General features: G+C 62.1%; 22 protein-coding genes and 1 other RNA gene. 13 read left to right on the top strand and 10 right to left on the bottom strand.

Going from position 1 to position 23,766, the window contains the following annotated elements:
* Positions 1-280 precede the first annotated feature (280 nt).
* The 4 genes from dapB to grpE form a co-directional block, all read right to left on the bottom strand.
* Complete coding sequence (dapB, locus tag ACGLHT_RS04535; RefSeq protein ID WP_013974295.1) at positions 281-1,087, bottom strand: 4-hydroxy-tetrahydrodipicolinate reductase; 807 nt, start codon at positions 1,085-1,087, stop codon at positions 281-283.
* 13 nt (positions 1,088-1,100) lie between these two features.
* Complete coding sequence (dnaJ, locus tag ACGLHT_RS04530; protein ID WP_025340707.1) at positions 1,101-2,225, bottom strand: molecular chaperone DnaJ; 1,125 nt, start codon at positions 2,223-2,225, stop codon at positions 1,101-1,103.
* A 197-nt stretch (positions 2,226-2,422) separates the two neighbouring features.
* Positions 2,423-4,348 carry a molecular chaperone DnaK gene (dnaK, locus tag ACGLHT_RS04525; RefSeq protein ID WP_025340708.1) on the bottom strand — a complete coding sequence of 642 codons (1,926 nt, stop codon included), beginning with the start codon at positions 4,346-4,348 and terminating at the stop codon, positions 2,423-2,425.
* Positions 4,349-4,449: 101 nt separating this feature from the next.
* A complete protein-coding gene (grpE, locus tag ACGLHT_RS04520) occupies positions 4,450-5,007 on the bottom strand; it encodes a nucleotide exchange factor GrpE (RefSeq protein ID WP_025340709.1) in 558 nt (185 codons plus the stop codon).
* Between the two features lie 191 nt (positions 5,008-5,198).
* Between grpE and recN the strand changes: the two genes are divergently transcribed.
* Positions 5,199-6,872: a DNA repair protein RecN gene (gene recN / locus ACGLHT_RS04515; RefSeq protein ID WP_137162452.1), complete on the top strand. Its 1,674-nt coding sequence runs from the start codon at positions 5,199-5,201 to the stop codon at positions 6,870-6,872.
* A gap of 191 nt (positions 6,873-7,063) precedes the next feature.
* On the opposite strand, the gene fur is transcribed toward recN, so the two are convergent.
* On the bottom strand, positions 7,064-7,468 hold the full coding sequence (gene fur, locus ACGLHT_RS04510; protein ID WP_015271870.1) for a ferric iron uptake transcriptional regulator: 405 nt from the start codon (positions 7,466-7,468) through the stop codon (positions 7,064-7,066).
* A 97-nt stretch (positions 7,469-7,565) separates the two neighbouring features.
* Between fur and ACGLHT_RS04505 the strand changes: the two genes are divergently transcribed.
* The gene (locus ACGLHT_RS04505; protein WP_075046430.1) at positions 7,566-8,099 is read left to right on the top strand and encodes an outer membrane protein assembly factor BamE; all 534 of its coding nucleotides are present in this window, start codon (positions 7,566-7,568) and stop codon (positions 8,097-8,099) included.
* A 61-nt stretch (positions 8,100-8,160) separates the two neighbouring features.
* Here the strand turns inward: ACGLHT_RS04505 and ACGLHT_RS04500 are convergent, their stop codons facing one another.
* A complete protein-coding gene (locus tag ACGLHT_RS04500; RefSeq protein WP_085591694.1) occupies positions 8,161-8,595 on the bottom strand; it encodes a type II toxin-antitoxin system RatA family toxin in 435 nt (144 codons plus the stop codon).
* A gap of 162 nt (positions 8,596-8,757) precedes the next feature.
* On the opposite strand from ACGLHT_RS04500, the gene smpB reads away from it, so the two are divergent.
* Complete coding sequence (gene smpB / locus ACGLHT_RS04495) at positions 8,758-9,240, top strand: SsrA-binding protein SmpB (protein WP_013974300.1); 483 nt, start codon at positions 8,758-8,760, stop codon at positions 9,238-9,240.
* 126 nt (positions 9,241-9,366) lie between these two features.
* Here the strand turns inward: smpB and ACGLHT_RS04490 are convergent, their stop codons facing one another.
* Positions 9,367-10,134: an FCD domain-containing protein gene (locus ACGLHT_RS04490; protein WP_013974301.1), complete on the bottom strand. Its 768-nt coding sequence runs from the start codon at positions 10,132-10,134 to the stop codon at positions 9,367-9,369.
* Between the two features lie 255 nt (positions 10,135-10,389).
* Here ACGLHT_RS04490 and ACGLHT_RS04485 point away from each other — a divergent pair, with 255 nt between their 5' ends.
* The 9 genes from ACGLHT_RS04485 (at position 10,390) to ACGLHT_RS04445 (ending at position 19,464) form a co-directional block, all read left to right on the top strand.
* Entirely contained in the window at positions 10,390-12,060 is a 1,671-nt protein-coding gene (locus ACGLHT_RS04485) for a lactate permease LctP family transporter (RefSeq protein ID WP_015271872.1), read from the top strand.
* 63 nt (positions 12,061-12,123) lie between these two features.
* Positions 12,124-13,269 (top strand): FMN-dependent L-lactate dehydrogenase LldD, encoded by a 1,146-nt coding sequence (gene lldD, locus ACGLHT_RS04480; RefSeq protein WP_025340713.1) that lies wholly within the window; start codon positions 12,124-12,126, stop codon positions 13,267-13,269.
* 75 nt (positions 13,270-13,344) lie between these two features.
* Positions 13,345-16,155 (top strand): FAD-binding and (Fe-S)-binding domain-containing protein, encoded by a 2,811-nt coding sequence (locus tag ACGLHT_RS04475; protein WP_274120295.1) that lies wholly within the window; start codon positions 13,345-13,347, stop codon positions 16,153-16,155.
* Between the two features lie 637 nt (positions 16,156-16,792).
* Entirely contained in the window at positions 16,793-17,089 is a 297-nt protein-coding gene (locus ACGLHT_RS04470; protein ID WP_013974305.1) for a hypothetical protein, read from the top strand.
* A gap of 99 nt (positions 17,090-17,188) precedes the next feature.
* Positions 17,189-17,587: a transfer-messenger RNA gene (gene ssrA / locus ACGLHT_RS04465) on the top strand.
* A 362-nt stretch (positions 17,588-17,949) separates the two neighbouring features.
* Positions 17,950-18,192, top strand: a complete 243-nt coding sequence (locus ACGLHT_RS04460; protein ID WP_025340715.1) for a hypothetical protein — start codon at positions 17,950-17,952, stop codon at positions 18,190-18,192.
* 23 nt (positions 18,193-18,215) lie between these two features.
* A complete protein-coding gene (locus ACGLHT_RS04455) occupies positions 18,216-18,479 on the top strand; it encodes a DUF3077 domain-containing protein (RefSeq protein WP_025340716.1) in 264 nt (87 codons plus the stop codon).
* Positions 18,480-18,712: 233 nt separating this feature from the next.
* On the top strand, positions 18,713-18,991 hold the full coding sequence (locus ACGLHT_RS04450) for a DUF2790 domain-containing protein (RefSeq protein ID WP_137162455.1): 279 nt from the start codon (positions 18,713-18,715) through the stop codon (positions 18,989-18,991).
* A 266-nt stretch (positions 18,992-19,257) separates the two neighbouring features.
* Entirely contained in the window at positions 19,258-19,464 is a 207-nt protein-coding gene (locus tag ACGLHT_RS04445) for a co-regulatory protein PtrA N-terminal domain-containing protein (RefSeq protein WP_061303556.1), read from the top strand.
* 258 nt (positions 19,465-19,722) lie between these two features.
* On the opposite strand, the gene ACGLHT_RS04440 is transcribed toward ACGLHT_RS04445, so the two are convergent.
* Positions 19,723-20,775, bottom strand: a complete 1,053-nt coding sequence (locus tag ACGLHT_RS04440; protein WP_137164740.1) for an ADP-ribosylglycohydrolase family protein — start codon at positions 20,773-20,775, stop codon at positions 19,723-19,725.
* 11 nt (positions 20,776-20,786) lie between these two features.
* A complete protein-coding gene (locus ACGLHT_RS04435) occupies positions 20,787-21,044 on the bottom strand; it encodes a hypothetical protein (protein ID WP_025340722.1) in 258 nt (85 codons plus the stop codon).
* 119 nt (positions 21,045-21,163) lie between these two features.
* On the opposite strand from ACGLHT_RS04435, the gene ACGLHT_RS04430 reads away from it, so the two are divergent.
* Positions 21,164-22,039: a WYL domain-containing protein gene (locus tag ACGLHT_RS04430; RefSeq protein ID WP_025340723.1), complete on the top strand. Its 876-nt coding sequence runs from the start codon at positions 21,164-21,166 to the stop codon at positions 22,037-22,039.
* Positions 22,040-22,106: 67 nt separating this feature from the next.
* On the opposite strand, the gene ACGLHT_RS04425 is transcribed toward ACGLHT_RS04430, so the two are convergent.
* Positions 22,107-23,645: an MFS transporter gene (locus tag ACGLHT_RS04425; RefSeq protein ID WP_137162456.1), complete on the bottom strand. Its 1,539-nt coding sequence runs from the start codon at positions 23,643-23,645 to the stop codon at positions 22,107-22,109.
* Between the last annotated feature and the right edge of the window lie 121 nt (positions 23,646-23,766).

Below are 23,766 nucleotides of genomic sequence, written 5' to 3'. Positions count from 1 at the left end.
AAAAGCGGAGTGACGTATGGACACGTCACCCCGCTTTCATGTGCTGAATTCAATTCGCTGCGCGCTTTTAGTGGACACACTAAAGCTGTAGCTTACAGAAAAGTGCGTTTTCGGTCTACCGCGGATGTGCCTCTAAAACACATCAATGCGACAGGCTGACATCTGTGCCGGCTTCTTCGCGGGCAAACCCGCTCCTACAGGGATAGCGCCATGCCTGAGGGCAACGCTGTACCTGTAGGAGCGGATTTACCCGCGAAGAAGCCAACACCGCTCCAACTGCTTAACGCAGCTCGAGCACATCCTGCATGTCGTACAGGCCAGGCTCACGCCCGTCCAGCCACAGCGCCGCACGCACGGCGCCCTTGGCGAAGGTCATGCGGCTGGAAGCCTTGTGGGTAATCTCGACGCGCTCACCTTCGGCGGCGAACAGCACGGTATGGTCACCCACCACATCACCGGCACGCACGGTGGCGAAGCCGATGGTCTGACGCTCACGCGCACCGGTCTGCCCTTCACGGCCATACACGGCCACTTCCTGCAGGTTGCGACCCAGCGCCTGGGCAACCACTTCACCCATGCGCAGTGCGGTGCCCGACGGCGCATCGACCTTGTGCCGGTGGTGCGCTTCAAGGATTTCGATATCCACATCGTCACCCAGCACGCGCGCCGCGGTATCCAGCAGCTTCAGGCACAGGTTGACGCCGACGCTGAAGTTGGCAGCGAAGACGATAGGGATTTCCTTGCCGGCTTCGGCCAACTGCTGCTTCTCTTCTGGAGTGAAGCCAGTGGTGCCGATGACCATGGCCTTGCCCGCCTTGCGGCAGAACGCCAGGTTCTTCAGGGTTACCGAAGGGTGGGTGAAGTCGATCAGCACGTCGAACTCATCGACCACCTTGCTCAGGTCGTCGGAAATCGGCACACCAATACGGCCCAGGGCCGCCAGCTCACCAGCATCAGCCCCTACCAGCGAGCTGTCCGGGCGGTCGATCGCCGCCGTCAGGCCCGCCTGAGGAGCCTGCTGCTGCACGGCTTCGACGAGGGTCTTGCCCATCCGCCCTGCCGCGCCCATCACTGCAATACGTCGCATAGCCATTTCCTTGTCAGAGATCGCCGAAGAAGCGCTTCACGCCATCGAACCAGCCACTGGCCTTGGGCGAGTGGGAGCTATCGCCTTCCAGCGAATCACGCAGCTCTTCGAGCAACTCGCGCTGGCGGCGGCTGAGGTTGACCGGGGTTTCCACCGCCACGCGGCACAGCAGGTCACCCGCACCACCACCACGCACCGGGGCAACACCCTTGCCGCGCAGGCGGAACTGCTTGCCGGTCTGGGTGCCTTCCGGGATCTTCAGCTTCACCCGACCATCGAGGGTCGGCACTTCCAGCTCGCCACCCAGGGCGGCATCGGTGTAGCTGATCGGTACTTCGCAGTACAGGTGCTTGCCATCACGCTGGAAGATCTCGTGCTCACGCACGTTGATCACCACATACAGGTCGCCAGTCGGGCCACCATGGGTACCAGCCTCGCCCTCGCCCGACAGGCGGATGCGGTCGCCGGTATCGACACCTGCCGGCACCTTGACTGACAGCGTCTTGTATTCCTCGACACGACCTTCGCCGTGGCACGAGGTGCAGGGGTCGGTAATGATCTTGCCCTGGCCATGGCAGCGCGGGCAGGTCTGCTGTACCGAGAAGAAGCCCTGCTGCATGCGCACCTGGCCGATACCGCCACAAGTCGGGCAGGTGGACGGGGTCGAGCCCTTCTTGGCACCGGAGCCGTCGCAAGGCTGGCAGTTGACCAAGGTGGGCACGCGGATGCTGACCGTAGTGCCACGCACCGCCTCTTCCAGGTTCAGTTCCAGGGTGTAGCGCAGGTCGCTGCCGCGCTGAGCGCCGCCACGCGAGCCGCCGCGGCCGCCACCGAAGAAGTCGCTGAACACATCGCCGAAGATGTCGGAGAAGTTGGCACCGCCGAAACCGGCGCCACCGCCACCCATGCTTGGGTCTACACCCGCATGGCCGTACTGGTCGAAGGCCGCACGCTTGCTGGCGTCAGACAGCACTTCGTAGGCCTCGTTGGCCTCCTTGAACTTGTCTTCCGACTCTTTGTCGCCGGGGTTTCGGTCCGGGTGGTACTTCATCGCCAGGCGGCGGTAAGCCTTCTTGAGGTCAGCTTCGCTGGCGCCGCGCTCGACACCCAGTACCTCATAATAATCACGCTTGGACATAGGTCATTTGCACCTTGTTGGGCGTCTGGCATCTGCGCCGCGCCATCAGCACCTGCCTTTTGCCCACCAGGGCCACTGACAGATGCTGTAAAAATTCTCGAATTCCAGATACGCCAACGCGGGAGCAAGCCCCCGCGCGGCGACATCCTACCAGCTCACCGCCAAACGGCGGTGAACCGGCCGACAACATGCAGGGATTACTGCTTGTTGTTGTCTTTCACTTCTTCGAACTCAGCGTCAACCACATCATCGTGCTTGGCTTCCGGCTCGGCCTGCTGCGCGCCGCCCTGAGGCTGTTCGGCCGACTGCTCGGCGTACATCTTCTGGGCAACCGGTGCCGATACCTTGGACAGCTCTTCGACCTTGGCGTCGATGGCAGCCTTGTCGTCGCCTTTGACAGCGGCTTCCAGGGCAACAACGGCAGCCTCGATGGCGGTTTTCTCTTCGGCGGTAACCTTGTCACCAGCGTCAGCAACCATCTTGCGGGTCGAGTGAACCAGCGCATCACCCTGGTTACGGGCAGCGGCCAGCTCTTCGAACTTGCGGTCTTCCTCGGCATTGGCCTCGGCGTCACGCACCATGCGCTCGATCTCTTCGTCCGACAGGCCGGAGTTGGCCTTGATCACGATCGACTGCGACTTGCCGGTGGCCTTGTCCTTGGCGCTGACATGCAGGATGCCGTTGGCGTCGATGTCGAAGGTTACTTCGATCTGCGGCACGCCACGCGGAGCCGGCGGAATGTCAGCCAGGTCGAACTTGCCCAGCGACTTGTTCTGGGCAGCCTGCTTGCGCTCACCCTGCAGCACGTGAATGGTCACGGCACCCTGGTTGTCATCGGCAGTCGAGAACACCTGCGACTTCTTGGTCGGGATGGTGGTGTTCTTCTCGATCAGCGAAGTCATCACGCCACCCATGGTTTCGATACCCAGGGTCAGCGGGCTGACGTCCAGCAGCAGTACGTCTTTCACGTCACCGGCCAGCACCGCACCCTGGATGGCAGCACCCATGGCCACGGCTTCGTCCGGGTTGACGTCCTTGCGCGCTTCCTTGCCGAAGAAGTCGGCAACGGCTTTCTGCACCAGCGGCATGCGGGTCTGACCGCCGACCAGGATCACGTCGTCGATCTTGCTGGCATCGATGCCAGCGTCTTTCAGAGCGATGCGGCAAGGCTCGATGGTACGGGCAACCAGGTCTTCGACCAGAGATTCCAGCTTGGCACGGGAAATCTTCACGTTCAGGTGCTTCGGACCGGTAGCGTCTGCAGTGATGTACGGCAGGTTCACGTCGGTCGACTGAGCGGAGGACAGTTCGATCTTGGCCTTTTCAGCGGCTTCTTTCAGACGCTGCAGCGCGAGCGGATCGTTCTTCAGGTCCATGCCGGACTCTTTCTTGAACTCGTCGACGAGGTAGTCGATCAGGCGCATGTCGAAGTCTTCGCCACCCAGGAAGGTGTCGCCGTTGGTAGCCAGTACTTCGAACTGGTGCTCACCATCGACTTCGGCGATTTCGATGACCGAAACGTCGAAGGTACCGCCACCCAGGTCATAAACGATGACGGTGTGGTCGCCCTTGGCCTTGTCCATGCCGTAAGCCAGCGCAGCGGCAGTCGGCTCGTTGATGATGCGTTTTACGTCCAGGCCAGCGATGCGACCGGCATCCTTGGTGGCCTGACGCTGGCTGTCGTTGAAGTAGGCCGGAACGGTGATGACCGCTTCGGTAACTGGCTCGCCGAGGTAGTCTTCGGCGGTTTTCTTCATTTTCTTCAGGACTTCGGCGCTGATCTGCGGCGGAGCCATGTCCTTGCCGCTGGCTTGTACCCAGGCGTCGCCGTTGCTGGCCTTGACGATCTTGTAAGGCACCAGCTTGATGTCTTTCTGCACCACGTCTTCTTCGAAGCGACGGCCAATCAGGCGCTTCACTGCGAACAGAGTGTTGTGCGGATTGGTGACCGCCTGACGCTTGGCCGACTGACCAACCAGGATTTCGCCATCATTGGCGTAGGCCACGATCGAAGGGGTGGTACGCGCACCTTCGGCGTTTTCGATGACCTTGACGTTACCGTTTTCCAGAACAGAGACGCACGAGTTGGTGGTCCCCAGGTCGATACCGATGATTTTACCCATGTTAACTCTCCCGAAACTTGAATTTGGTAGCAGCGACTACTTTGGCCAACTGCAGTAATACTTGAAGGCTTGACACCTAGATGGGGATGCCCGGAAGGATTTCAAGCCTTTTCATCAATCGAGGGCTGCGCCGCGCTCGGCGCCTTGCTGACCACCACCATGGCAGGGCGCAGCAGGCGGCCGTTGAGCAGATAGCCCTTCTGGAAGACGTTCAGCACGCTGTTCGGCTCGACTTCGGCGTTTTCCTGCATGGCCATGGCCTGATGATGCTCTGGATTGAACGGCTGGCCGTGCGGGTCGACTGCTTCGAGGTTGTAACGCTTGAGGGTGTCCTGGAACATCTTCAGGGTCAGCTCGACGCCTTCGCGGATCTGCTTGACGTGCTCATCGTCGGCACTGGAGTGCGCCAGGGCCAGTTCCAGGCTGTCGATCACAGGCAGCAGGTCGCCCGAGAACTTCTCGAGGGCAAACTTGTGGGCTTTCTCGACGTCCTGTTCGGCACGACGGCGAGCGTTCTGCACGTCGGCAACGGCGCGCAGCGCCTGGTCCTTGGCGGCGGCCAGCTGCTCCTCGAGTTCCAGGACGCGGGCGTCGGCAGCATTACCTGCACCGGTCTCTTCGACGTTAAGGTCTTTCTCGTTCAGCTGTTCGTCAGCCATGGGGTCTCTCCTGCGCAATTTTGTGGACTGCGAGCCAGGCTCGCCTTGGATGTCGGCTATATGGGGCCGGAAAAACCAGCTTCAAGGGGCAAGGTGGTTTTCCCGGCTGCAACAGAATCTGCCAAGGGGCATTGGCAGCCCTGAAAAAAGTACTGTATAAATAACCAGACCTGACTTTCGGGAGCCGCCCCATGCTGGTGCACCTGTCCATTCACAACTACGCCATCGTCGAGCACCTCGACCTCGAAATCGCCCGCGGCATGTCCGTCATCACCGGCGAGACCGGTGCCGGCAAGTCGATCATGCTCGACGCCCTCGGCCTGGCACTGGGCGACCGGGCCGACAGCGGCGTGGTGCGCCCTGGCACGGACAAGGCAGACATCCTCGCCACCTTCGATCTGGTGGACATTCCCGAGGCGCATGCCTGGCTGGCCGAGCGCGACCTGGACAACGACGGCCTGTGCATCCTGCGCCGGGTGATCACCGCCGAAGGCCGCAGCCGCGGCTACATCAATGGCACGCCCTGCCCGCTCGGCGACCTCAAGGCGCTGGGCGAGTTGCTGATCGATATCCACAGCCAGCACGAGCACCAGTCACTACTCAAGACCGACACCCACCGCCGCCTGCTCGACGAGTATGCCGGCGCCGTCGACCTGGCCCGCCAGGTACAGCTGGCGGCCAAGCGCTGGAACCAGACCCGCCTGGAACTGGAGCGCCTGTCCAACTCCGGTGATGAGCAGCGCGCCCGCCATCAGCTGCTGAGCTATCAGCTGGAGGAACTGGACAACCTCGGCCTGGGCGAACACGAGCTGGAGCAGTTGGAGCAGGAACACAAGAACCTGACCAGCGCCGAAGCCCTGTTCGGCATCTGCCGCCAGGTCATCGACCAGTGCAGCGAGAGCGATTCGGGCAATGTGCTCAGCGCCCTCACCTCCAGCCTCAACCGCCTGGGTGCCGCCACCAACTCGCCAAAGGCACTGGGCGAAGCAGCCAACCTGATCGCCAGTGCGCAGATCCAGGTCGAAGAAGCCGTGGGCGAGCTCAACCGTTTTCTCGACAACTTCGACGCCGACCCCATGCGCCTGCAGGCACTGGAAGAACGCCTTGACACTATCTATACGCTGGCGCGCAAACACCGTGTGCACCCCACCGAACTACCCCACCTGCAACAGCAGCTGATGGAAGAGCTGGAGGGCCTGAACGCCAGTGACGAGTCGATCGAGCGGCTGGGTGAAGAGCTGGCCGCCTTCGCCCAACACTATAAAGAGAAGGCTCGCGAGCTCAGCGCACTGCGCCAACAGGCTGCCCAGCAGCTGGCAGTGGCCGTCGAGCAGGAGATCCAACGCCTGGGCATGCCCGGCGGGCGCTTCTGCATCGCACTTACCCCCAATGAGGGGGCAGACCTTTCGCCTCATGGCCTGGAGCAGATCGAGCTACTGGTCAGCGCCAACCCTGGCCAACCGCTCAAGGGCCTGGCCAAGGTGGCTTCAGGTGGCGAACTGTCCCGCATCAGCCTGGCGATCCAGGTGATTACCGCGCAGACTTCACGCATTCCAACCCTGGTGTTCGACGAAGTCGACGTCGGTATCGGCGGGCCTACTGCCGAAATCGTCGGCCAACTGCTGCGCCGCCTGGGCGAACGCGGCCAGGTGCTGACCGTAACCCACCTGCCGCAGGTGGCAGCACAAGGGCATCACCACCTGTTCGTGCACAAGGTGCGCAACAGCGACACCACCCACACCGCCGTGGCCAACCTGGGCAAACGTGAGCGAGTGGAGGAAGTGGCGCGGATGCTGGGCGGCATAGACCTGACCAAGGAATCCCTGGCGCATGCGCGCAAGATGGTGGTAAGCGGCAAGGTCTGAGCCCTTCTTTTTCGGGCCCATTCGCGGGTAAACCCGCTCCCACAGGATATTCACCGGACCTGAGCCTGCGCAGTACCTGTGGGAGCGGGTTTACCCGCGAAGAGGCCGGCACAAACGACACAGCTCTCTGCCTCAGAAAGCACAAAGGCGACCCGAAGGTCGCCTTTGCCATTCATAACGATAAAAAATCGTTACTTCTTTTTACGCACATACAGGACCAGATTGTGGTCCACCAGCTCGTAGCCATGCTCAGCCACGATTTCGCGCTGGCGCTTCTCGATCTCGGCATCCATGAACTCGATGACTTCACTGGTCTCCACGTTGACCATATGGTCGTGGTGACCGCCATCGGCCAGCTCGAATACCGCATGACCGCCGTCGAAGTTGTGGCGAACCACCAGACCCGCCGCTTCGAACTGGGTCAGTACGCGGTAGACGGTGGCCAGGCCCACGTCCTCGCCAGCTTCCATCAGCGCCTTGTAGACATCCTCGGCGCTCATGTGACGCTGCTCGGTGGAGTCGAGCATCTGAAGGATCTTGACTCGAGGCAGGGTCACCTTGAGACCGGCTTTGCGCAATTCGCTATTTTCAACCATGGTCAGCTTTCTCGCCGATGCTGCTTCGCAGCTTCTCTTAATACGGGTATGATCGGGGTTTACGTTGTCCAGCCAAGATAGTGGAAGTCGCCCACCGATGCAAAACACCAAGCTCTTGCTAACCAGCCTCACCCTAGTGGGACTGCTCGCACTCGCCGGTTGCTCGTTTCCCGGGGTTTACAAAATCGACATCCAGCAGGGCAATGTCGTTACGCAAGACATGATAGACCAATTGCGCCCCGGAATGACCCGCCGGCAAGTAAGGTTTATCATGGGTAACCCGCTGATCCAGGACACCTTCAACACCAACCGTTGGGATTACCTGTACAGCCTGCAGCCAGGCGGCGGCAAACGCCAGCAAGAACGCATGAGCGTGTTCTTCAACGAAAGCGACCAGTTGGTCAGCCTTTCTGGCGACTTCATGCCAGGCGTCAGCCGCGACCAGGAAATCCTCGGCGGCAGCAGCGACACCACGGTCAGCCCGGCCAACCAGCCAGAGCAGCCAGCCGTGCAGCCTGAAGAAAAACCAGCCAAGCCAGGCTCGGTGGAAGAATCCATCCAGCGCGAGATCGACACCATCGAGACCACCCCGGTCCCGACTCCGGCTCCGCTGGAAACCTCGCCTCAATAAGCGGCGAGCAGATACAAAAAAGCCCGGACCTGGTCCGGGCTTTTTGTTGCCACCTTTTCAGTCAGGCATTCAGCTGCTTGGCACGCTGGCAGAACGCATCCACCAGCGTATTGGCCGCCTGGTTGAACAGCGGGCCCAGGGTCGCGCGCACCAGCGGGCCGGCATAATCGAACGACAGGTCCAGGCTGATCTTGCAGGCCTTGTCCCCCAATGGCTTGAACACCCACAGGCCATGCAGCTGAGTGAACGGCCCCTCTTCCAGGTTCATCTCGATGGACTGCCCCGGCACCAGTACATTGCGCGTGACGAAGTGCTGGCTGATGCCGCCCTTGGCAACATCGAGCTTGGCGCGCATGTGCGTGTCGCTGGCTTCGATCACCGTCGAGGCCGAGCACCAAGGCAGGAACTGCGGATAGCTGGCCACATCGTTGACCAGATCGTAAAGCGCCTGGGCAGGGTATGGCAGCAGGGCGGAGCGTTGAATATGGGTAGTCATCCAGGCATCACTTCCAAGGCTGGGTGGCGGCGCTTCGCAGCGTGCCGAAAACAGGTTCTGTCGCAAGGACAGGGGCTGTATTGTCCGGTATTCATTGCAGTGGCTCAAGCACACCGAAATCCCATAGCCGACAACGCGGCGACTGCCTATAATGCCGCCCCTATGGCTAAACAAAAGAAACATCCGACCGGGACCATCGCGCAGAACAAGAAGGCGCGACACGATTACTTCATCGAACACAAGTTCGAGGCCGGGCTGGTCCTGTCCGGCTGGGAAGTAAAAAGCCTGCGAGCCGGCAAGGCGCACCTGACTGACAGCTATGTGCTGCTGAAGGACGGTGAGGCCTGGCTGTTCGGCAGCCACATCACCCCGCTGACCACGGCCAGCACCCACGTCATCGCCGACCCCATCCGCACTCGCAAGCTGCTGCTGAACAAGCGCGAGCTCGAGCGCCTGGAAGCGGCCGTGGCGCAAAAGGGCTACACCTGCGTGGCCCTGGCGCTGTACTGGAGCAAGCACCTGATCAAGTGCGAAATCGCACTCGGCAAGGGCAAGAAGGAATTCGACAAGCGCGACACCATGCGCGAGCGCGATTCCAACCGCGAGCTGCAGCGGGCTGTGCGGAACAAGGGCAAGGAAGAGTAATACCTCTTCTTCAGCCTGCTTCGGCCTCTTCGCGGGCTCGCCCGCTCCCACAGGTATCGCGCCGCCTTCAGGTCCGGCGCATCTCCTGTGGGAGCGGGCAAGCCCGCGAAGATTCCAACACCGATCTCAACGCCCGCTACGCCGCTCCGCCCGCGCCACTCGCTGCGCTTCTTCGTGCGCCTCTTCCAGCACCTCCTGCACATACAGAATGTGCCGGCTGGACACTTCCCGCGCATCCTCCGCCCTGCCCTCGACTATCGCCAGGTACAGCTCCCGGTGCTGGCTGATCAGCATGTCCCGGGTCTCGGTCCGTTGCTGGTACATGCCGCCGATGTTGGTCACCACGTTGCGCTTGAGCAGGTCGAACAAGCCGCGAATGGTGTGCAGCAGCACGGCATTATGGCTGGCCTCGGCAATCGCCAGGTGGAAGCGCGCATCGGCCGCGCCTTCCTCCGCCCGGGTCACTTCGTCGGCCCTGGCATAGCAGTCCTGCAGCGCATCGAACGCCGCCTTCAGCCGCGCCCGGTCCGGCTGGGTCGCGCGCTGGGCCGCGTAGTAGGCGCAGGACGCCTCCAGGGTATGGCGGAATTCAAGCAGGTCACGCTGCGCCTCGGCACTGTGCTCGAGCAGCTGCAGCAACGGGTCGCTGAAAGTGGACCCCAGGGACTCGGCGACAAAATTGCCCCCACCCTGGCGGCTGACCAGCAGCCCCTTGGCCACCAGCTTCTGGATCGCCTCACGCAGTGACGGGCGGGACACGCCGAACTGCTCGGCAAGGACGCGCTCGGCCGGCAGCCGCTGCCCCGAGGTCAGCGTGCCCTCCAGAATCATCCCTTCCAACCGATCGACAATGTCGTCGGACAGGCGCCGCTGGCGGACCTGATCAAAAACCATCACATGCTCTCCACAAACCCCCGGCAGATTTCAGGGGCGCCTATTCTCGCCGATCCAGATCGCGCAAACACCCACCAGGCGACGATTTTCCCTGCCCACCAGGCGCCCGCTCATCGGCACGCGACCAAAGTTTTGCACGGGACAAATTGACACACCTACGAAGACGCTTTTAACCTAGCGCCCAGCCATTGTAAATTGGTCTTACCAATTATCCAATGCCAGTGCCTGACCAACAACAATTAGGGGCCACCCCATATGCAAACCTGGCAACAAATCTATAGTCCGCTTGGTAGTCTTGGCCTGTCCGCACTGGCGGCGGTCATTCCCATCGTCTTCTTCTTCCTCGCCCTCGCCGTATTCCGCCTCAAAGGCCACGTGGCCGGCAGCATCACCCTCGCATTGTCGATCCTGGTGGCGATCTTCGCCTTCCAGATGCCTGTCGACATGGCATTCGCCGCTGCGGGTTATGGCTTCCTCTACGGCCTCTGGCCGATTGCCTGGATCATCGTTGCCGCGGTGTTCTTGTACAAACTTACGGTCAAGAGCGGCCAGTTCGAAGTGATCCGCAGCTCGGTGCTGTCGATTACCGACGACCAGCGCCTGCAAGTGCTGCTGATCGGCTTCTGCTTCGGTGCCTTCCTGGAAGGTGCGGCAGGCTTTGGCGCACCGGTGGCAATCACTGCCGCGCTGCTGGTGGGCCTGGGCTTCAACCCGCTGTACGCCGCCGGCCTGTGCCTGATCGCCAACACCGCGCCAGTGGCCTTCGGCGCCCTGGGCATCCCGATCATCGTGGCCGGCCAGGTCACCGGCATCGACGCCTTCCACATCGGCGCCATGACCGGTCGCCAGCTGCCACTGCTGTCGCTGTTCGTGCCGTTCTGGCTGGTATTCATGATGGACGGCCTGCGTGGCGTGAAGGAAACCTGGCCTGCCGCCCTGGTCGCCGGCCTGAGCTTCGCCGTCACCCAGTACTTCACCTCGAACTTCATCGGCCCGGAGCTGCCGGACATCACCTCGGCCCTGGCCAGCCTGATCGCCCTGACCCTGTTCCTGAAGGTCTGGCAGCCCAAGCGTTCGTTCGCCGAAGCCAAAGGCAGCGTCGGCGCCGCCGTGGTTCAGCCAAGCGGCAGCCAGCCAAGCCCCTACAGCTTTGGCGAGATCTTCAAAGCCTGGTCGCCGTTCCTGATCCTCACCGTGCTGGTCACCATCTGGACCCTGAAACCGTTCAAGGCGGCCTTCGCCCCGGGCGGCGCGATGTACAACTTCGTGTTCAACTTCGCCATCCCGCACCTCGACCAACTGGTGATCAAGACCGCACCGATCGTCGCTGCGCCAACCGCCATGCCAGCGGTGTTCAAGCTCGACCCGATCTCTGCCACCGGCACCGCGATCTTCCTCTCGGCGCTGATTTCCATGGCCGTGCTGAAGATCAATTTCAAAACTGGTCTGACCACTTTCAAGGAAACCTTCTGGGAGCTGCGCTGGCCAATCCTGTCGATCGGCATGGTGCTGGCCTTCGCCTTCGTCACCAACTACTCGGGCATGTCCTCGACAATGGCCCTGGTGCTGGCCGGTACCGGTGCCGCGTTCCCGTTCTTCTCGCCGTTCCTTGGCTGGCTGGGTGTGTTCCTGACCGGTTCGGACACCTCGTCCAACGCCCTGTTCAGCTCGCTGCAGGCCACCACTGCGCATCAGATCGGGGTCAACGACACTCTGCTGGTAGCGGCCAACACCAGCGGCGGCGTGACCGGCAAGATGATCTCGCCGCAGTCGATCGCCGTGGCCTGCGCCGCCACCGGCCTGGTTGGCAAGGAATCCGACCTGTTCCGCTTCACCGTCAAGCACAGCCTGTTCTTCGCCACCATCGTCGGCCTGATCACACTGATCCAGGCCTACTGGCTGACCGGCATGCTGGTTCATCACTAAAGTGAAAGGGGCCGGGCGCCATCGCGCGCCCGGCGATCCCCACACGCAACGCTGCGAGAATCCATGATCATTTCTGCCTCTACCGACTATCGCGCCGCGGCCCAACGCAAGCTGCCTCCCTTCCTGTTCCACTATGCCGACGGCGGCGCCTACGCCGAGCACACCCTGCGCCACAACGTCTCGGACCTGGCCAGCATTGCCCTGCGCCAACGCGTGCTGAAGAACATGTCCGAGCTCAGCCTTCAGACCAGACTGTTCGACGAAACCCTGAGCATGCCGGTGGCCCTGGCCCCGGTCGGCCTCACCGGCATGTACGCCCGCCGTGGTGAAGTGCAGGCGGCGCGCGCAGCGGCTGCCCACGGTATTCCGTTCACCATGTCCACGGTGTCGGTGTGCCCGATCGAAGAAGTGGCCCCGGCCATCGACCGGCCGATGTGGTTCCAGCTGTACGTGCTCAAGGACCGCGGCTTCATGCGCAACGCGCTGGAGCGGGCCAAGGCCGCCGGGGTAAAGACCCTGGTGTTCACCGTCGACATGCCGACCCCCGGCGCCCGCTACCGCGACGCCCACTCTGGCATGAGCGGCAAGAACGGCCCGCTGCGCCGCGTGCTGCAAGCCATGACCCACCCCGAGTGGGCGTGGGATGTCGGCGTGATGGGGCGCCCGCACGACCTGGGCAACATTTCCACCTACCGTGGCAACCCCACCGGCCTTGCCGACTACATCGGCTGGCTGGCCAACAACTTCGACCCGTCGATCTCCTGGAAAGACCTGGAGTGGATCCGCGAGTTCTGGGACGGCCCGATGATCATCAAGGGCATCCTCGATGCCGATGACGCCCGCGATGCGGTCAGGTTCGGTGCCGACGGCATCGTCGTGTCCAACCACGGCGGCCGCCAGCTCGACGGCGTGCTGTCCAGCGCCCGTGCCCTGCCAGCAATTGCCGATGCGGTCAAAGGTGACCTGAAGATCCTCGCCGACTCCGGCATCCGTAGCGGCCTCGACGTGGTGCGCATGATCGCTCTGGGCGCCGATACCGTACTGATCGGCCGCGCCTTCCTCTACGCCCTTGCCGTGCACGGCCAGGCCGGGGTGAAGAACCTGCTGGAGCTGTTCGAGAAGGAAATGCGCGTAGCGATGGTGCTGACCGGCGCCAAGTCGATCAGCGAAATCACCCGCGACTCGCTGGTACGCGAACTGGGCGCCTGAACGCCCGCAAGAACGACCGCCTGATTGACCCGGGGCATGTGGCGCACAGACGCCACGGCCCCGCGAGGAGACTGCATGAGCCTGCCCGCCGCGTTCCTGCGTGATGCCGAGCGCCTGATCCCCGCCGAACGCCGCTTCGACGACCCCACCTCCACCCTGGCCTTCGGCACCGACGCCAGCTTCTACCGGCTGATCCCCAAGCTGGTGGTGCGCGTCGAGTCCGAAGACGAAGTGGTCGGCCTGATCAAACTGGCCCAGCGCGAGCGGGTGCCGGTCACCTTCCGCGCCGCTGGCACCAGCCTGTCCGGCCAGGCCATCAGCGACTCGGTGCTGATCGTGCTGGGCGATAACTGGAACGGCCGTGAAATCCGCGGCCAAGGCGAGCAGATCCGCCTGCAGCCCGGCGTCATCGGCGCCCAGGCCAATGCCTGGCTGGCCCCCTTCGGGCGCAAGATCGGCCCCGACCCGGCCTCGATCAACGCCTGCAAGATCGGCGGCATCGTCGCCAACAACGCCAGCGGCATGTGCTGCGGCACCGCGCAGAATACCTACCACACCCTGGCCGGCCTGCGCCTAGTGCTGGCCGACGGCACGCGCCTGGACAGCGAAGACCCGGCCAGCGTCGCCGCGTTCGAGGCCAGCCACGCCGACCTGCTGGAAGCACTGGCCCGCCTGGGCCGCGAGACCCGCGCCAACACTGCACTCGCCGAGCGCATCCGGCACAAGTACCGGCTGAAGAACACCACCGGCCTGTCGCTGAACGCACTGGTGGACTACGACCAACCGCTGGATATCCTGCAGCACCTGCTGGTCGGTTCCGAAGGCACCCTGGGCTTCATCAGTGCCGTCACCTACGACACCGTGCCCGACCACCCGCACAAGGCCAGCGCCCTGGTGGTGTTCCCCAACGTGGAAAGCTGCTGCCGCGCGGTGACCGTACTCAAGCGCCAGCCGGTCTCGGCCGTGGAGCTGCTCGACCGCCGCAGCCTGCGTTCGGTGCAGAACATGCCCGGCATGCCGCTGTGGGTAAAAGGCCTGTCGGACAATGCCTGCGCCCTGCTGATCGAGTCCCGTGCCGCCAGCCAGAGCCTGCTGCATGAACAGCTGCAACAGGTGATGACCTCGATCGCCGACTTCCCGCTGGAACAGCAGGTGGACTTCAGCGAAGACCCGGCCGTGTACAACCAGCTGTGGAAAATCCGCAAGGACACCTTCCCTGCCGTCGGCGCCGTGCGCCAGACCGGCACCACTGTCATCATCGAAGACGTCACCTTCCCCATCGAGCAACTGGCCGAAGGCGTCAACCGCCTGATCCAGCTGTTCGACAAGCACCGCTACGACGAAGCGATCATTTTCGGCCATGCCCTGGAAGGCAACCTGCACTTCGTCTTTACCCAGGGCTTCAACAGTGCCGAGGAAGTCGCCCGATACCAGGCCTTCATGGACGATGTGGCGCAACTGGTGGCGGTGGAGTTCGGCGGCTCGCTCAAGGCCGAGCACGGCACCGGGCGTAACATGGCACCGTTCGTGGAGCTGGAATGGGGCCATGACGCCTACCAACTGATGTGGAAGCTGAAGCGCCTGCTCGACCCCAACGGCATCCTCAACCCCGACGTGGTGCTGAGCGAGGATCCGGACATTCACCTGAAGAACCTCAAGCCGCTGCCCGCTGCCGACGAGATCGTCGACAAGTGCATCGAGTGCGGCTTCTGCGAACCGGTGTGCCCGTCCAAAGGCCTGACCCTCAGCCCGCGCCAGCGCATCGTCATGTGGCGTGACATACAGGCCAAACAGCGCGCCGGCATCGACACCCGCGAACTGCGCCAGACCTACCAGTACCAGGGCATCGACACCTGCGCCGCCACCGGCCTGTGCGCCCAGCGCTGCCCGGTCGGCATCAACACCGGCGAACTGGTGAAGAAACTGCGCAGCCAGGCCGCCGAGCACGAAAAAACCGCCGACTGGCTGGCCGAACACTTCCACACTGCCTTGGGCGGCGCGCGCCTGACCCTGACCGCCGCCAACACCGCACGCAAGCTGCTCGGCGCCCCACGCCTGGGCCGCCTGAGCGCCTCGCTGAACAAAGCCAGCAAAGGCCGCCTGCCACAGTGGACCCCGGCGATGCCACAACCCCTGCGCCCACTGGACTTCGGCCCGGCCAGCAACGATGCCCGCCCTCGCGTGGTGTACCTGGCCGCCTGCGTCTCGCGGGTGATGGGCCCGGCCTATGCCGACCGCGAGCAGAGTTCGCTGCTCGACAAGACCCGCGCCCTGCTGGAAAAGGCCGGTTACCAAGTGGTGTTCCCCGACAACGCCGACAGCCTGTGCTGCGGCCAGCCGTTCGCCTCCAAGGGCTACCCCGAGCAGGCCGAACACAAACGCCAGGAACTGATTGCCGCCCTGCTGCACGCAAGCCGCGGCGGCCTCGACCCGATCTACTGCGACACCAGCCCCTGCACCCTGCGCCTGGTGCAAGACCTGAGCGACACCCGGCTGGACCTGTACGACCCGGTGCGCTTCATCCGCACCCACCTGCTCGAGCGCCTGGAGTTCACCCCCCAGGCCGAACCAGTGGCCGTGCATGTGACCTGCAGCACCCAGCACCTGGGCGAAAGCCAGGCGCTGATCGATTTGGCGCGGCGCTGCAGCAAACAGGTGGTGATCCCGGAGGGCATACACTGCTGCGGCTTTGCCGGTGACAAAGGCTTCACCACCCCCGAGCTCAACGCCCACTCGCTGCGCAGCCTGAAGGATGCGGTGCAGTATTGCAGCGAAGGCATTTCCACCAGCCGCACCTGCGAGATCGGCCTGTCCAGCCATAGCGGCATCGACTACCACGGGCTAGTCTACCTGGTAGACCGCGTCACCCGGCCGCGTAGCATCTGACCGTTTAACGCAAAATCTAATAGCTGCCGCAATCCCCCGTGGGAGCGGGCAAGCCCGCGAACACCGGCGCAGCCGGTGTCATACACCGCACTGCCTGCTTCGCGGGCACGCCCGCTCCCACAGGTATCGCGCCGGCTTTGGGTCCACGCTTTACCTATACACCGGCATTGGCCCGAACGTTCAACGCAAAATCTGATAGCTGCCGCACTCCCTGTAGGAGCGGGCAAGCCCGCGAACACCGGCGCAGCCGGTGCCATACACCGCATAGCCTGCTTCGCGGGCACGCCCGCTCCCACAGGTACCGCGCCGGCTTTGAGTCCACGCTTTACCTGTACACCGGCATTGGCCCGAACGTTCAACGCAAAATCTGATAGCTGCCGCAATCCCTGTGGGAGCGGGCATGCCCGCGAACACCGGCGCAGCCGGTGCCATACACCGCATAGCCTGCTTCCCGGGCACGCCCGCTCCCACAGGTACCGCGCCGGCTTTGGGCCCACGCTGTACCTGTAGGAGCGGCTTCAGCCGCGAACACCGGCGCAGCCGGTGCCATCCCGCCAGCATCCCGATTGAACCCCCGCCATTCCCCCACAGTCCACCCTTACAGGCCCACCTTCCAGAGGCCCAGAAGGAGACTCCCATGAAAGGTACCGCGCTTTCGGCCCTGTTCGCGGCCGCCACCCTGCTGGCTTCGCCGGTGTTCGCTGCCGAAGACCTATGCACCGCCAACCTGCAAAAGATCGACGACAGCATGGCCACCGCCGGCGCCACCTCCGAAGGACTGGACAAGGCCATCACCGAGCACGTCGACAAAGCCAAGGCTGCCCAAGCCTCGGGCGACACCAAGGAATGCATCGCCATTACCAGCAAAGTCCTGGAGCGCCTGGAAAAAACCGAGAAAGGCAGCGGCACCAGCGGCGGCGGTAGCGGCGCGTGAGCCCAAAAGCGGGCGACCGGACCGGCTGTCGACGTCGCCCGCGCAATGGCGTATACTCCGCCTCACGTACCGTAAGGTGCGTTAGCCAAGAGCTAGTGTGGGGCCGATTAGGATTCGACGCCGGTAGCGAAACTCTAGGTGCATGCCGAGTTGGTAACAGAACTCGTAAATCCACTGTTGCAACTTTTATAGTTGCCAATGACAATGACTACGGCTCGGAGCTCAAGCTGGTCGCTTAAGCGATCAATTTGACCCGTTGCTTCTGGTAGCTTCGGCTCCAGCAATCACTAGGGGATGCCTGTAAACCCGAACTGATTGTCATACAGAACAGGATCGTCACGTAGCACGTTGTGGGCGAAGTGACTAAAACTTACACAACTCATCCAAAGCACCCTGCCCGTCGGGCGGCTGCGGATTAAATCAGTAGACACGGCTAAGCATGTAGTACCGACAGCGGAGTACTGGCGGACGGGGGTTCAAATCCCCCCGGCTCCACCAAATTCCAAAGAAGAAGGCGCCCTCGGGCGTCTTTTTTTGTGCCTGCTTTTTGGGGTGCGCGAGCCCCAAAATCAGATTTCATCCCTTCCGTGTAGGGCGTTTCCCAAAGATACTCCCAACGCCTGTTTTCCGTTGCGGTCGTTTTTTCAGCGTTCTAGGCTCGGTGGGTCGTTGCTCATCAACGGCATGACTTTGACAGGTCGCGACGGTAAACAACAAAACGGCTCGTCGTTATGGCAGCTGTACGTGCGGGCACGCTTGCGTGCGCCGGAACTTGTTGTTTCCGCCGGTCTGTCAACCCGCGTACAGCTGCCACCCTCTGTTTGACAGCAGATGGTGACGGCCCTGAAATGGAAGCAATCATGTTGAAGATAGTCCCCGATCCACCCCACCATCTCCATTCCCTGGAAGACACCATCATGCTGGCCTCGGACTACGCGCTCTGTGCAGAAGCCGTAGCGCAGCAGGCAATGCTGATGCAGCCGCGATCGCCAGCGTCATTGTTGATCATGGCGTCGATGCACGAGCTTGAAGCCCTGCGCAAATTACTCGAATCAGCGCTGGCGCAAATACACAAGCCAGCGGGCCCGCAAGCCGTGCACTGAATCACTACCAGGGAGATCGATCAATGGCCAACGAAGACACCCAATGCACAGTCGGTAAAACCATCTTCTACCAAGGTGAAAACCAGACCCATCCACTGTTCCGCATCGAACCCGGCATACCCTGCCAGAACGCCCGTGAACAAGCCTCGGAACTGATGGGCTACGCGCGGGACCTGACCATCGACGGCCTGATGGAAGACAAACCGAAGCTGATCTGGGCCGCGCACTACCTCTGCGCCTTGGGCAAAGCACTGCTGGATGATGCCGAACTCGGCATGATGCGCTGAACCCCGCACTGCCCTTCCCCGTGCTCGGCCAACCTCAAAAACGGACTTCGCCCAACAGATACGGGGGTCAAAGGACGAATGGTCGAAATGTGTCAGGCACGGGGAATTGCTGGGAGTTTTTTGCCACTACTGGCGTTTCAGCCAAGCGCGTTCGTCGTGGTGAAATGAACTTCACTTTCTCGGCGTGTCAGATTAGGTCCTTGTCAAGCGAACTTCATTAGAGGTACAGCCTTATGAGCATGGCCACAATTGTAAGTGCCGTGATTTCCAGTCTCGCACCAAGTGTCTTTGACCATAACAGCCTGCAAGAACCCGGCGCGCATATCTCCGCCATCGAATACCACTACGGGATGAACATCGATGTGAAACGCGTATTGCAACGCACCGATACAACCGACAAGACCGGTGTGGTACCGGTAACCGTAGTTTATGAAGACAGCAAGGGCGAGATTCACAAGATCCGCTTCCTCGAATGGGGTGGAAGCCCCGCAGCCCCTACTGGCGTGGCCTGATCCGCCCAACGTTAAAGCCCCCCAGAAACGGAAGTCAAACCTCGTACGCATTCAGTGCGAATGATGTTTCCATCACTCGAAAACGGACATGAGCGAATGATTAAAAGTTCATTCGCGAGAAACACCATTATCTTGACAGCCTAACCCTGCAAGTTAATGACCAGAAATAGCAGAAATTCAATTACAGCCAACAACAGCACACTCTAGCCAAACAGTGCAGGGTGTCATGCTGAGCAGTTCACAAAGTTTTACTTGAGGATATCCAGATGAAAACCATGAAAGTTCTCTTCGTTGCCGCCGCCCTGACCGCTTCTACTCTGGCGATGGCCTCCGGCGGTGGTGATCGGACCTTTGCACGCATGGAGTCAGCCCGCAAAGCCTCGATGCAGGCCTTCCAGCTCGCAGAGAAACAGAAAGCAGAAGCCGCTGTAGCTGAAAGCAAAGCCAAGCCAGCCAATGACGCCAAGGGCTAATCGATATAGCGCGTCCTCCAGCCTGGCCATATGGCAGGCGTTGTCGATCCATACCGTCAGCACCAACGCATGAACATATGCCGCTAGGGTCGGTACGCAGTGATCGGGGACAGGGGGACGCTCTGCGTGGCTTTGGCCATCTGGGCAAACATTGTTCAACGCTCAAAACCTTCAGCTAATCGGGGCGCGAATACTGCTGGGGTATCGCGCTCATTATTGGGGCAACTTACCCCGAAGTCGGGGAGTGGAACATCGCGTTCAACTACCCGGATAAGCCAGTTCGATCTGCTGATCGAACTCCCCGCCAACCCCACAATACTCCCGCGGAATGCGCTCGATATCTTCGGCTACCTGCGCAATCACCTGGTGCAGTTCCAAGCGCTCGAGCCAGCGGCCAGGAATAGCGGCAGCACCATGTTGCGCACCCAGCAAGTGCCCGGCGACCAACCCGGTACTGCTACTGTCGCCGCTGTGATTCACCGCCATGGCTACCCCTTCCTCGAGCGACCGAGCTGTCAGCGCACACCACAACCCAACCGCCAGTACCTGGTCTGCGACCCAAGCAGCGCCAAAATCGTCAATGCGTTGCGGGGTGGGTGCATAGCCCTCGTAATAGAAGAACAGCACGCGCTCGATCAGGCTGCGCGTTTCCTCCATGCCAGGCACCTGCCCGTACCTGGCCAGGCTCTGAGTCACAGCGTGCTCCACGCTATCTTGTCGATCGACAACGCGCTGGAGAACGTCAGCGAACAGCCCTGCCGCCAGGTAACCGGTCGGATGCCCGTGCGTCAGTCGACCGGACTGCGCTGCGTAGTCAAATGCATGGGCAAAGAATGCACAGGGTGCAACCCGTACCAGGGCACCGCAGCCCTTGCTGTTGTTTTCGGCAACCGCACCCAGCCGCCCGCTGCTCTTGAGCGCATTCAGGCAAGTTGCGTCGGGGGCACGGCGCGACCAGAGCTCCACGTGCTTGATCAGCCAGCCATCCGTGGTCACCGGTATCGTCGAGGGGTAATCCTGTGTCATCAGCCAGCGCAGCAACGCGTGATGAATAATGCTGGGAACATGACAGGGCTGCCGTGAACTCCCTAGCACATAAGCCCGCAGCAAACCTTCAGCGGTGAACAGCATCATCTGTGTATCGTCGCTGATCGCACCGGTGATGCCGTAGGCCGGGGCAAGATCAATGATGCCCTGCGCGCCGAACCTGGCCTTGATCACAGGCCACTCGAGAAACTCCACGGGGGCGCCAAGCGCGTCTCCCACTGCGCCACCCAGCAGGCAGCCTTTGATCCGTTCAAGTCTGTTCATGTCTTCCCTTGTCACTCTTCTGCAGAGACCAGGTTCTGCAAAAGCACCAGCTTGCTTTGCAGCTGCGCGATGTGCGCTTTGTCGGCACGCTGTGCCGCACGTAGCTCCCGGTTTTCCATCTCCCATATCCGCGCCCAACGCGCGTCCTGGCGACAGGCGAAAACCAGGTGCCAGATTTCTCGCAACCGCAGGTACTGCATCAGGAGCACCACCAGGATCACCCCGATCAACACCAACGCTCCTGTTGAAACCGCTTCAGACATGGTCATGTCCACTTCCTTTCGTGACTTCAATTTATTTCGAAGACAGGAACACGATATGTAGTGTTTAGTGACAGGTCTAGAATGTAGACTTATACAGGTAAAGTTATCGCGCACATGGAGAGGGTATGAAACGCAAGCAATCCATCGAGCAGGTACGCTGGGACCTGGCACTTCGCTATCGCTTGATCGAGACCGTTGCCTGGTGGGAAGGCCGGCTGACCACGGGCCACCTGATGCAGAGCTTTGGCATCAGCCGCCAGCAGGCGTCGAAGGACATCAATACCTACATCACCGAACATGCGCCCAAAAACTTGACATATGACAAGCAGCTCAAGGGCTATGTACCAAGCAAGCAGTTCAAGCCGCTGTTCATCGACGACAGCGCCAGCGCCTACCTGCACCTGCTTTACCAGAACAATGAGCGGGCCCCGCACATCGACGGGCTGGCACTGGCCTATGCGCATACCCGGGTGCTGGAAGTGCCGGACCGGCCTATTCGCCCGGAAGTGCTGCGCCCCTTGCTCAAGGCCTGCCGTGAAGGTTTGCGCCTGGAAACCGAATACGTGTCCTTCAACACCCCCAACGTGGAGGTGCGCCTAATCGCCCCGCACACGCTGGTCTACACCGGCATGCGCTGGCACGTGAGGGCTTACTGCGAAAAGAACGGCCAGTATCGCGACTTCGTCCTCAGCCGCCTGCGTGGGCAGCCAGACTTGCTCGACCAATCGCCGAACACCCGCGAGCAGGATGAAGACTGGAATGTCGAGGTGCCGGTCATCTTCGAACCTGACGGGCGATTGAACGCGGCGCAGAAGGCAATCATCGAAACCGACTTCGGCATGACGCAGGGGCAACTGGTGGTGCCCAGCCGCAGGGCGCTGGTGAAGTACGTGTTGCAGCGTTACCAGATCGACCACCGCAACCTGGCAGTACTTCCCGAGGCGCAGCAATTGGTGGTGAGCAACCTCAAGGAATTGAAGCCATGGCTGTTGAATGACTGATTGTCGAATGTCGCGACGAGGGGCTCGATGCCCCCAGTCGCTGTGTCGTGGTGCCCCGCCGCACGCTTCATGATTGCCCCTCGGCCAGCAACACCTCCGGCATGGCCGGCAGCGGCCGGCTCAGCAACACGCCGACCAGCATCGCGAACAGCAGCGCCGCCACACCAGCGACCTGCAACACGGCTTCGAAGCCCCCGATGAACGCCTGGCGGGCCAAGGGTGCCACCGTTTCTCGCAACCCGGGCTCAAGCAACGCCAACGCCGCCTGCAAATCACCCGCGGCAACCCGCGTAACCATTGCGGCAACCTGGCCCGATTGCCCAGGCGCCACGGCAGCCATGGCCTCATACAGCAACTGCCCACTTCGCGCAGCCAGCACACCACCCAGCCCACCGATGGCCAGCACGATCGCCCCGAACCGCGTGGTTGTACTCAGCCCCGAAGCCATGCCGGTGCGCTCACGCGGCACGCAAGCCATGATGTTCTTCTGCGTATCGCCATTCAGCAGCCCGGCACCAGCACCTAGCACCAGGCTGGCCAGGGCGAATGCACCGTAACCCCCCTGCTGCGTGGCCCAGGCACACAACAGGTTACCCGCCCCGACCAATACCAGGCCGAGTGCGAACACCTGCGCCGGGCTCAAGTGTGCAGCCAGGCGCATGCCCAGGCGTGGCGTCAGCAGCATGGCCACGGCAAACGGCAACATGCCCGCCCCTGCGGCCAGGGCCGACAGCTGCAGGCCGTTCTGCAAGTAAAGCGGCAGCAGGGTCATCATTACCTGGGCGCAGGCAGCGTAGGCGAACATGCCCAGCAAGGCACCAACGAAGCGGCCGCTGCGCATCAGCCGCAGGTCGATCATCGGCCGTTCCTGGCTGCGCTCGACCATGACGAACAGGCCGAACAGGAAGGCGCTGATCACCAGCCGTCCCAGGGTTTGCGCACTGCCCCAGCCCACCTGGTTGGCATCGATCATTGCCCAGATCAGGTAACCCAGGCTGCCGGCGAAAGTCAGGCTGCCCCATGGGTCGAGCCGGGCCGCAGTGCTGTCACGGGACTCGTCGACACTGCGCAGCACCATCACTGCGAGCACTGCCACCAACGGCAGGTTGATGTAGAAGATCCAGCGCCAGCCAAGGGTGCCGGCGATCAACCCGCCGAGCAGCGGCGCAAAGGTGATGGTGGCGCCCATGCAGGCGCCCCAGAAGGCCCAGGCGCGCATGCGTTCCTGGGGTTGGTGGAAGCGGTTGCCGATCGCGGCCAGTGCCGAGGTCAGCAGCAGCGCCGCGCCAACGCCCTTGGCTGCCCTGGCCAGGTCGAGGAACAGCAGGTTGGGCGCCGCGCCACAGGCCAGCGAGGCGATGCCGAACAGGGCCAGGCCGAGCAGCAGCATGCGGCGGCGGCCAAAGCGGTCGGCCAGGCTGCCAGCGGGCAGCAGGCAGGCGGCAAAGGCCAGCAGGTAGGCGCTGACCACCCATTCGATATCGGCGAACGAGCCGGACAGGTCGCGGGCGATGCTGGGCAGGCTGACCGCGACGATGTTGGTGTCGAGGATGATCAGGGCGCAGACCAGGGAGGCGGTGAGCAGGGTAAAACGCGCAGAGGGCATGGTGAGGCTCCGGATGCAGGGCTGGTTGGTCAAATCGCCGGGGCTGCCTTGCAGCCCATCGCAGGCAAGCCAGCTCCTACAGGGACCGCACCGCCTTCAAGGATTGCGCAATACCTGTAGG

Origin of the sequence: Pseudomonas sp. PsB (genome assembly GCF_043658375.1) — a bacterium.
GTDB classification, from domain to species: domain Bacteria; phylum Pseudomonadota; class Gammaproteobacteria; order Pseudomonadales; family Pseudomonadaceae; genus Aquipseudomonas; species Aquipseudomonas putida_Z.
The sequence above is the reverse complement of the archived record's forward strand: the minus strand, read 5'-3'. Positions and strand labels throughout refer to the sequence as shown.